Source organism: Pseudomonadota bacterium (assembly GCA_034660915.1).
Classification (GTDB): Bacteria; Desulfobacterota; Anaeroferrophillalia; order Anaeroferrophillales; family Anaeroferrophillaceae; genus DQWO01.
In genome coordinates, this window is record JAYEKE010000222.1 from 1 (window position 1) to 7,463 (window position 7,463).

4 protein-coding genes are annotated in these 7,463 nt (G+C 48.4%); all 4 read right to left on the bottom strand.

Annotation, left to right across the window (positions count from 1 at the left end):
* Window positions 1-122 precede the first annotated feature (122 nt).
* Window positions 123-1,019, bottom strand: coding sequence for a branched-chain amino acid ABC transporter permease (locus tag U9P07_12165; GenBank protein MEA2110158.1), 897 nt, complete (start codon window positions 1,017-1,019; stop codon window positions 123-125).
* Between the two features lie 21 nt (window positions 1,020-1,040).
* Window positions 1,041-2,261 carry an ABC transporter substrate-binding protein gene (locus U9P07_12170; GenBank protein MEA2110159.1) on the bottom strand — a complete coding sequence of 407 codons (1,221 nt, stop codon included), beginning with the start codon at window positions 2,259-2,261 and terminating at the stop codon, window positions 1,041-1,043.
* A 258-nt stretch (window positions 2,262-2,519) separates the two neighbouring features.
* Window positions 2,520-6,440, bottom strand: coding sequence for a translocation/assembly module TamB domain-containing protein (locus U9P07_12175; protein MEA2110160.1), 3,921 nt, complete (start codon window positions 6,438-6,440; stop codon window positions 2,520-2,522).
* Window positions 6,434-7,463, bottom strand: a 1,030-nt coding sequence (locus U9P07_12180) for a BamA/TamA family outer membrane protein (protein MEA2110161.1), incomplete at its 5' end; no start/stop codon positions are given. The genes U9P07_12180 and U9P07_12175, both read right to left, overlap by 7 nt.

The following is a 7,463-nucleotide window of genomic DNA, read 5'->3' on the forward strand; positions in this document are numbered from 1 at the left end:
GCCGGCCGTCCATGGCCGGCTTCCGAGGCGTCCGCCGCGAATCACATCGTGTGATTCGTTCGGCGGCCAATACCGCTATGAGCCAAGCCCGAACATCCGGCAACAATATCCCCCTAGTTGAGCTACCAGGTTGATTTGAGCAGTCCGGACGGACGAAAAAAGAGGACGACAACCACGGCTATATACGGAAAGGCAATGGCAAATTGGGGACATAGCAGGATACCAAGAGAATCCGTCAGACCAAAAATCAGAGCTCCAAGCAACGCTCCCCAGATATTGCCAAGGCCGCCAATAATCACAATCAAAAAAGCCTCAATGATAATGGCGTGATCCATACCCTGAACTATATTCTGGGTGGGAGCAACCAGCGCCCCGCCCAGTCCGGCAAGATAACAACCGATGACAAATACCCCGGCAAATACCCAGCTGACATTGATGCCGATCGCCCCGACCATTTCCCGGTCTACAGCCGCTGCCCGGGATATCTTGCCAATCCTGGTTTTATTGGTCAACAACCACAATCCAGCCGCCACCAGTGGTCCGAGAAGGAGCAGAAAGAGGTTATAGCGGGGAAAAGGAAACCCTGAAATCAAGAAATATCCCTGGAGGAATAAAGGCGCGGACAGACTCCGGTAATCCGAGCCCCAGATCAATTTAACCAGATCTCCACATACCAAGGCAAAAGAAAAAGTAAAAAGCAGGAGCATCAGATGCTCCCGCTCATAGAGATGAGAGATAAGGAAACGTTCAAAAATCAAACTGAGCAAGGCAACTCCGAGGGGGGACAGCAACAGGGCAACCCAGAACCCCAGGGCACCCTGGCCGAAAAATATGGCGATGCTGTAGGTTAAAAAAGCACCAATCATATAGAGTGATCCATGAGCTATATTCGGGATCCTCAAAACTCCAAGCACCAGGCTTAAGCCGGAAGCAACGATAAAAAGTATAGTGGTCCGGCTTAAACCTATGAGAAGCTGCTGCGCTAAAGCAGCCAGAGTGATATTGGCGGCAAATTCCATCCGGCAAGCCCTGAAAACAGGTTATTTCTTTCTCAATCTTTTTATTTCTTCGATAGACGGCATGACATCTTTTCCGGGAATGGTGACGATATTGCCGGCAATCAGGAAATCATAGCCCGGAGCTTTTTGCGTGACCCCCATGAACATGGGCAACATGGCCTGATGGTCATAGGCACGCATGGAAACTTTGCCAATCGGGCTGTCAACCTCTAAACCTTCCACGGCATCAATAAATTTTTCAGTATCAACGCTTCCGGCCTTTTCATAAGCACCGAAGATAAATTCAGCCGCCAGGGTACCGTAAAGGGCTCCGACAGCAGGTTTGCGCTGGTAGGCTTGTGCGAATTTTCTGACAAAGTTTTTGTTTGTAGCTGTTTTCGGATAATAAAAAAAGTAGTTGGAGGTTCCGATAACCCCTTCCGGTGCTTCCTGCCCCAAAGCCTTTAAAGCCGAAAGGCCGGTTGCCGTATGCATATAAAATGGCACCCGTTTATTAAATCCGGTTGCTTTCGCTGCCTTTAGAAACGGCACGCAGTCACGTCCACCCGTGGCCACAATAACCGCATCCGGTTTAGCCGACAAAATGGCGGTGATATAAGGGGTAAAATCAGGCTCGCCAACCTTCCACCAGGATTGACCCAGCAGTTCGACATTGGGTTTGCTTTTCTTAAGATTATTCCAGACGCCGTCGGCAATGGCATGGCCATATTCATAGTCATCTCCGGCAATCCAGTATTTCACAAACGGTTTTTGAGCCAAACCTACCGCTGCCGCTTTGCCGGCAAGGGCGGTATTTTCAGTGACAGAAAAGACATAACGATGGCCTTTTTCGCCGGTAATTTTAGCGCTCTTGGCAAAAGTTACAAAAAATGGCACTTTCTCTTTTTCACACATATTGGAGATAGCTAAAGAAAGAGCACTGTTGATTGTTCCCATCAGGATATCAACATTTTTTCGATAAACCAGCTCTTTAGCCGCAGCCAGGCCGATATCAACCTTAAATTTGCTGTCACGAGTGAAAACTTCAATTTTACGGCCATATATCCCACCGGCGGCGTTGATCTTTTCCACCTCCAACTTGAACGCATCCCGAACATCGTTGGTGTAGGTGCTGGCCGGGCCTGAATAGCAATCGACAATACCTATCTTCAAGGTTTTTGCCGCCTGCGACGAGGATGTAATAATAAACAGGCACACAATGCTAATGATAAGAGTAAGGCTGAAAACAGATAGTTTTCTCATGCTATTCCTCCTTTTTAAATTATCTGGCATTTAAAGGTTCTGAGCAGACAATATAATTTCCAGCCCCTGCAATATCTCATGGCAAGAGAATTGGCAGAAAATTATTTATTAACAAACCATGATTTTTACCACCCTGTTTTATCAAGTGTCAAGAAAGTTCGACGGGGGAGGAAGACTTTGTATTTGTATAGACCGCTTTGTGCCTGCCGACACCAAACTCAAATGTGCTTTCAGATGTTCTGAGTGTTCGGCCAAGAACTATTTAATCTCAATCTTATAATACAGGTCGACACCACTTTCAACACCGATATCGGATTCGAGCTCCCAGGACGGGGTGAGACTGTAACGGATATTAACTTCATTGGTATTTTTAAACAGAGAGTGCCCTAAACTGACATACAGATCAAGGTTCAAGTATTTACCGGTAGTGATAACCGAATCGTGGATATCACCGCCGCCGGCACTGAAATCGAGCACATCCAATCCCAACCGACCTTTTAGTTTTTGTTGCAGCATTGCTGATTCCCCCGCCGACAACAGGACCTCGGCAGCCCTCATCAGCAATCCAGTATCACTGCCTTCAGCACTAAACGGCCGACCAAGAACAATATAAGCCAGGATATCGGTATCCGGCATAAATGGCTTTGAATAAAGGTCAACCTCCGGTAACTGCGGCGTGCCACTCACTTTGACTCCGGCTTGGACATCATCCACGGTCCGCAACGCCAGAATATCCAGTGTTGGTTGATTCACCGGCCCGGAAAAATAAATGCCCCCATGGTCGATGTCCAGATTGACACCATAGCTGGAAAATTTCCCTTTGATAATTTTAATTTTACCATTAGCTGCAATATCCTTCTGATTGTCGGCTGAATAGAGCCTCATTCCCCCGGCAAGCTTTGCATCCAAACCTGAATCATTGACCAGAATCTGTTCCAGATCCACCTGAATATCAATATCATGGGTGACTTTTTGTTGTCGGGGAGGCGGTTTTTCAGCATCGACGATCACCAAATCGGAACTCTTACCGGCCAGTTTGTTCTTTGTACTGCCGATAACCACCACTTCAGGGAAAATCAAATCTCCACGCACCTTGATTTCCGACCCCGTTCCCGCAATCTTTAGATCAGGATTGATGCGAGCCTGCATTTCTGGAAGATTGATCAACTGAAAGTCTTTTCCCTCCAGCAGCAAATTGTAGTGTCCCGGCTGCCAGTTCCGCAATTCCAGTTGTCCGCTGCCATGCAGATCTCCCTCACCGGACCGGATTTGCATTCCAGTAAGGCTGAGCAGATTATCGTTAAAATCGCCATCTATCTCAATATCATCCAACTTTACCCCAAGAGACGGCAAAAAAGCCCCACCGCTGTATAACTGGAATTCTCCCTGGAAAATCGGTTTTTGTAAAAAACCGGCAAGCTGCAGGTCGAGACTTAACTCACCTTGAGTTTCCTGAACCTGTCCGGGAAATAGCAGTGATAACAGGCCCCGTTCATGCAAGTTCGCCTGTAAATCCGCTGCGACAGGTGTTTTTGAATCAATCTTAAAGGGTATTTCAGCTGCCACCGGTATTTGCAAATCAGCGGTCACAACCCCTCTTTCGCGCAGTTGAATCAATAGCTCAGCAACTAACTGTTCGTGCCATTCAAGCTTCAATTCAGAGGCGACAATATCCGCACTGAGGTTCCCATTCTCACCTTCCCAGGATAAACCGACATTAGCTGTTCTCGCCCGCCCGGTCATATCAATGAGGCCTGTGGTCCGCCACTGCCCTACCAATTCCCAGTCAAGCATTCCAGTGAGGTTAAATCCCGACGGCACCCAGGGCTGAACCATCAGCAGCGGGAAATCACTACTGGTCAGTTGCAGCTGCAGTTGTGACGGCAACTTGAAAGCAGGCGCTTTTGTTGAAGTCACTTTTCCATTCATCCGACCACCGTTTTCCAGCTGCAGATGAACCGTCCCGGTCAGGTTATTATCAATCCAGTCAAGCAAAAAATTGCCCTGGGAGATTTGTAATAACTGTTGTTGCCATTGTAACCCTCCAGCGATTGTCATCTCAGCATGCAAACTGCTGTTCACGAATTTTTTGAGCTTAAGGTTGCCGCTGCTGTGACCGATAATCTGAGTGTCGGCCAGCAGAAAACTGAACCGGGAAAGGTCAAGATTCCACCACCGTACTTTAGTATCGGCCAACTGTTCCAGCGGCTGAAAATCACCCTGCAGCTTGATTGTCTGATTGCTCTCCCCCCGCAGAAGCAGAGGCTCAACCTGGACCAACGGACGGGAAAATAAAAGGCCGGTTGCTTTATCGAGCTGCCATTGGCCAATCCGGGCATCATCCAGCTGAAATTTATTGAGGGAACCTTGCCATTGCTGATCATGCCAACCACCAACAAAACTCAAATCAAGATGGTTGTTCTGTTCATTTGCCATCAAAATCAGTTTATGATTCTCGATCGAGCCGTTCAATTTTGCAGCCCAGCTATCCACCAGTTTTTTTCCGTCTTGAGTCAGATTCAAGCCACTTAATTGAAAATACCAGCTGTTCTGATCACCTTCCGTCCCACCATCCAGTTTAAGTTGTTCCAGTTGCCATTTTTTAAAGCCCAACTGCACTCCAATTGCTGAAACCTGTCCACTCAGCAAATTTTGCTGCCAGCGCAGCCAACCTTTACCGGCAAAATTACCCTGCAGATCCGGCAGGAATTGTTCCAGATCTTCAATCTGCCAGGAAACATCCAGGCGTTCAGAGGGATCACCTTCAGCTTCCAGAGATAAGCCTTCACCGTACAAATGTAGATATTCTATCAGCATATTTGCCCCGTCCACTTGCACCGCGGCGTTCCCGGCCAGAGGCTGTTCATGTAAAACAGAATCAATTATCCGCAATTCCAATTGCCCTTGCGGGTCGACGTTCTTTCCACCGGCAAAAGCAAAGTCAATTCCCAGATTCAATCGTCCATCCAGTTGTTCATAAACAAGCTGAGGGTTCAGGTTGTTGCCATTAAGTTGACCTTGAAGTTGCCATCCGCCCGTCCAGCCTGCTTGCACTTGCCCGGCCAATGTACCATCCAGCCAGTCTGCAGAGAGTTCATTTAAACTAAAGGATTGCGGATCACCACTGAATGCGGCTGTCAGCTGTGCCGTTGTAAGCTCATTGCCCTTGCTGTGCAGGTCAATCTGACCGCTGTAAGATTTCGGCTCTCCCTGTATCTGCAGGGAGCCGGACAGTCGCAACGCCTGTCCGAGTTCCGCCTGCAGATCAAGACCGTTAAACTGGAGATAACTGGCAAAATGAAGTGCGGAACCACCAAAGGCAAGGTATCCATGGGCCATTACAGATCCGGCACGACCGGCCTGTTTCATGGTCAGTTGATGGATGGTCAGTTGTTGAGCAGATAACTCCAGCTCCAGCTCCGCTGACAGCAACTTCACCTGCTCACCTCGGGCGGCAATATTGACAGGACCACGGAACCAGCTGTCGACATTATCCGACCGCAAATCGGCCTGCAGCTGAAACTGTTGCCAGCCGTTCAGGCTTTGTTTGGTTCCGATATTGACATCAAGTTGCAGCAACGGCTCGCTGACTCCGAGTCGCCCTGATCCTTGCGCATGCAACTCAGGTGTTGCCAGACTGATTTGATGAAGCTGCAGCTGGCCGTTTTGCCAGAGCGCCGCCAGCTGGAATTGATCAATTTGCACGACTGTGTTCTGTTGCTGGAATTCTGCATCCCTGAGTTCAAAATTCAACAGTTTAAATTCTAGTATCTCTAAGAATTTGGGTAGATCCGGCCAGGAAAGTGCCTGTTTAACCTCTGTTTCAGGCTTCTGCTGTTCAGCTTTTTCGGGGATAATTACCGCGAGCTGGGAAAGCCGTAATTGTCGCACCTCGAATACCGGCGGCAGGAAACCGGTCAGATGACTATCCAGAATCAAAGAATCGAGATATAGTTCAGTTCCATGCCGCTGAAACTCGATATTGCCAAGCACAAGTCTTTTGCCAATAGCACCTTCAATCCGGCCGATACTCAGGTTGACACCACTGTGGTCCGGTATATAGGTCAGGGCCCAGCGGGTTCCTGACGGAGAATAGAGCACCCAGCCCGAAAACGCGACAGCCAACAGAAGTAGAAGGCAGGCCAGAAAAAATGTACTGACAATAAGTTTCTTTACCATCCTACGCCCAGATGCAAGCGAAATTTATTTTTTTCAGAATCGATCCGGCGCGCTACATCAAAACGGATTGTCCCAATCAGTGAGTAATATCGAACCCCAAGGCCCGCGCCCTGGGCTAAATCGTAATCAGCAAAGTCATTGAAGGCGTTGCCGATATCATAAAATACCGCAACCCCCCAGTTTAAATGAAGGTGTTTCTCCAGTTCAATATTTGCCACCAGCAGATGTTTGCCGCCGACCACATCGCCGTCTTCATTCTCAGGTCCCAGTGATTTATAAGCATAACCACGAACACTATGGTCTCCGCCGGCAAAGAAACGTAAGGATGCCGGGATATTGTGCAAAGGATCGGGGTGCCAGGTGGTCCCGCCCTTTAAGCGCAGCAACAGGGATGATTCCCAAGGCAGTGGCAGCAGCTTGGTCACCTGGCCGGACAGCTGAATAAAACTGGTATCGGAAAGGAAGGTTTCTTCTGCTCCCTGAAATTCAAATTTGATCTGAGTCCCCTGTCGCGAGTGCAAAGGATCATCAATATCTATCCAGGAAAAACGGACTCCCGATAAAAGCATTTGCGCATTTGTCTCATCACCACCGATCAGTGAATATTCTTGAGACAGATGCATAAAAACAGACCCACTTAACTTCTTGTTAAATGAGCGCTGGTATTCAGCTTCCGTATAGAATTCGCGACTTAAAAAACTGTCTGTATCTTCACGCTCAAACCCGCCCCCCAGCAGGAACCGGCTGTCCCGTCGCCGCAAGTCGGGAATAATATAAGTCGTTAGCAGAGATTGCTCGCGCTCCGCAAGCAACAATTTCCCCTGTAACTCATGGGCTTTTTTGAACAGGTTCAGGACTCGATAGTCCAATGATACACGAGCTCCGGTATCAGTACCGAAACCGATTCCTGGTCGCAGACGATAGCGTGGAACCGACTCGAGGTTAATCCGTACTGGAACCCGCTCTCCTTTGGCTGTTTGCGGGCAAATTCTGATATCACGGAATAAATCTGTATTGAGTAAA

Coding starts and splice junctions, on each gene's coding strand:
- U9P07_12165 (MEA2110158.1), bottom strand. CDS start 1,019: ATGGAATTTGCCGCCAATATCACTCTGGCTGCTTTAGCGCAGCAGCTT.
- U9P07_12175 (MEA2110160.1), bottom strand. CDS start 6,440: ATGGTAAAGAAACTTATTGTCAGTACATTTTTTCTGGCCTGCCTTCTA.
- U9P07_12170 (MEA2110159.1), bottom strand. CDS start 2,261: ATGAGAAAACTATCTGTTTTCAGCCTTACTCTTATCATTAGCATTGTG.